The sequence below is a fragment of the Mesorhizobium sp. M7A.F.Ca.CA.001.10.2.1 genome (assembly GCF_003998575.1).
Lineage (GTDB): Bacteria > Pseudomonadota > Alphaproteobacteria > Rhizobiales > Rhizobiaceae > Mesorhizobium.
Genome location: NZ_RZQY01000826.1, coordinates 1 through 2,269, shown reverse-complemented (window position 1 = coordinate 2,269; position 2,269 = coordinate 1). Strand labels below are relative to the sequence as shown.

The window sequence follows — 2,269 nt, the reverse complement described above, 5'->3', positions numbered from 1 at the left end:
GCCCATCACCTGTTCGGCCGCCACCGCCGACGCCACCAGCGCATGCGTCTGCGGGTCCCGGTCGAGGCCTTCGAAACGCTCCGCCAGCCAGCCGGGCACATGCGCGCCCGCCCTCGCGGAAAAGTTCGCGACCTGCTTGAAACTGTGAACCGGCTGGATACCCGGCACGATCGGGATGTAGATGCCGGCGCGGCGGACGCGCTCGACATAGCGCTCGTAGAGATCGTTGTCGAAAAAGAACTGAGTGATGGCACGCGTCGCGCCATTGTCGACTTTGCGCTTCAGCATCTCGATGTCGGTGGCGAAATCGGGGCTTTGCGGATGTTTTTCCGGATAAGCCGCGACGGAGATGTCGAAATCAGCAATCGCCTTGAGCCCGGCGACCAGTTCCGCGCCGTTCTCGTAGCCACCGGGATGCGGCCGATACGGTCCGCCGACGCCGGAGGCCGGGTCGCCGCGCAGCGCCACGAACCGGTTGATGCCGATCGATTTGTAATCCTGGATGACCGCGTCGACCTCGTCGCGCGTTGCCCCGACACAGGTCAGATGCGCCGCTGCAGGAATACCGGTTTCCGTCAGGATGCGCTTTACAGTGCGCGCGGTGCGCTCTCGCGTCGAGCCGCCGGCGCCGTAGGTCACCGAGACGAATTTCGGCTTCAACGGCTCCAGCCTCGTCACCGTCTCCCACAGCCTCGCTTCCATCTCGTCGGTCTTCGGCGGGAAGAATTCGAAGGAAACCCTGACCTTGTCGCCAATGTCGGGGCGGCGGGAAAAGCGGAACTGGTTCATCAGGCGGTTTCCCTTATCTGCCTTGTGTCGTTGGAAGGATCGGCGATCAAGAGGCGCCGGTCGCGGCCAAGCCAGAGTTTTACGGTGAGCCTGGCCTCGTTGCCGCCACGCGGCTCGAATTCCTGACTGTCTTCAAGATCGAGGCCGGCTTCCGAAAACCAGTCGGCGATCTGCCGGTCGGAAAAGCCGAGCCGCATATGCGCGTGTTCCTCACGCAGGAATTCCAGCGCATGCGGCGCGAAATCGACGATGACCAGGCGTCCGGCCGGACGCAAAAGCCGCGCCGCCTCGTGGATGGCACGGGCGGGATCGTCGAGATAGTGCAGCACCTGATGGATGGTGACGAGATCGAAGGCATCGCGCTCGACCGGCGGTGCGAAGATGTCGCCCTGCCGAACCTGCGCGTTCGAAACGCCTGCCTTGTCCAGATTGGCGCGCGCCACGGTCAGCATCTCGCGCGACATGTCGATGCCGACACCACGCCGATAAAGCGGCGAGAAGATTTCAAGCAGCCGCCCGGTGCCGGTGCCGAGATCGAGCATCGACTGGAACGGCCGCTTGCCGACCAGTTTCAGCATTGCGGCTTCGACGGCGCGGTCCGGCACATGCAGCGATCGGATATGGTCCCAGCTTGCCGCATTCACGGAAAAATACGCGACCGCCCGGTCCTGCCGCTTGCGCTTGACCGAGGCCAGACGCTCAAGATCGCGCTCGACCTGCGGATCGGCGCCGCGAATGCCGGAAACCAGCCCCATGACGAAGTCCCGCGCGGAATCCGCATCCGACAGGCGGAAGAAGGCCCACGACCCCTCCTGGTAGCGGCCGATCAGTCCGGCCTCCAGAAGCAGCTTCAGGTGCCGCGAAACGCGCGGCTGCGACTGGCCGAGAATTTCGGTAAGATCGGAAACCGTGAGGTCACCGCGCGACAGAAGTGCCAGTATGCGCAATCGGCTGGATTCGGCCGCCGCCTTTAACGTATCCACCATAGTGTCGAGCGAGACATGCATCAGCGTATTCTCTTTGAAAAGATATAAACATATGTTTATGTCGATTTTAGCGACCTTGCAAGCGCTATGTCGCTTCCGGACAAGAAAATGCCGCTTGTGTGGCGTTTTAAGAGACGTGGACCATGACTGAAACGCGTGAGATGTTCGAGGCGCGCGAAGGCGAGCAGAGGCTGGAGAACGATCCGGCCTTGATGCCGCCTGATGGCGGGATCGTCTTCATCGGCCGCATTGCCTCGCCATGGACGACGCGCGAAACCTGCCCGAAGAACATGCGCGCCGCGCGCGAGACCGGGCAGAAGGCGGTGCTGACCATCGACACAGCCTACCGAAGTGGCCTGCAGGGGCTGGAGCGCGCCAGCCACGTCATCATCCTATCCTGGCTGCATCATGCGCCGCGGGACCTGATTGTGCAGAAACCGCGCCATGCCGCTGAAGCGAAAGGTGTATTTTCGCTGCGCTCCCCTGCCCGCCCC

The 2,269-nt window shown here is 62.9% G+C and carries 3 protein-coding genes; 1 reads left to right on the top strand and 2 read right to left on the bottom strand.

Annotated elements, in window-relative coordinates; all coding sequences use genetic code 11:
- Positions 1-789 (bottom strand): methylenetetrahydrofolate reductase [NAD(P)H] (metF, locus tag EN964_RS32250; protein WP_127277275.1); only part of this gene is annotated, 789 nt, incomplete at its 3' end.
- Positions 789-1,796 carry a metalloregulator ArsR/SmtB family transcription factor gene (locus EN964_RS32245; protein ID WP_023813166.1) on the bottom strand — a complete coding sequence of 336 codons (1,008 nt, stop codon included), beginning with the start codon at positions 1,794-1,796 and terminating at the stop codon, positions 789-791. The genes metF and EN964_RS32245, both read right to left, overlap by 1 nt.
- Positions 1,797-1,918: 122 nt before the next feature.
- Here EN964_RS32245 and EN964_RS32240 point away from each other — a divergent pair.
- Positions 1,919-2,269: TrmO family methyltransferase (locus tag EN964_RS32240; RefSeq protein ID WP_127277273.1), on the top strand; the 351-nt coding region annotated here is incomplete at its 3' end.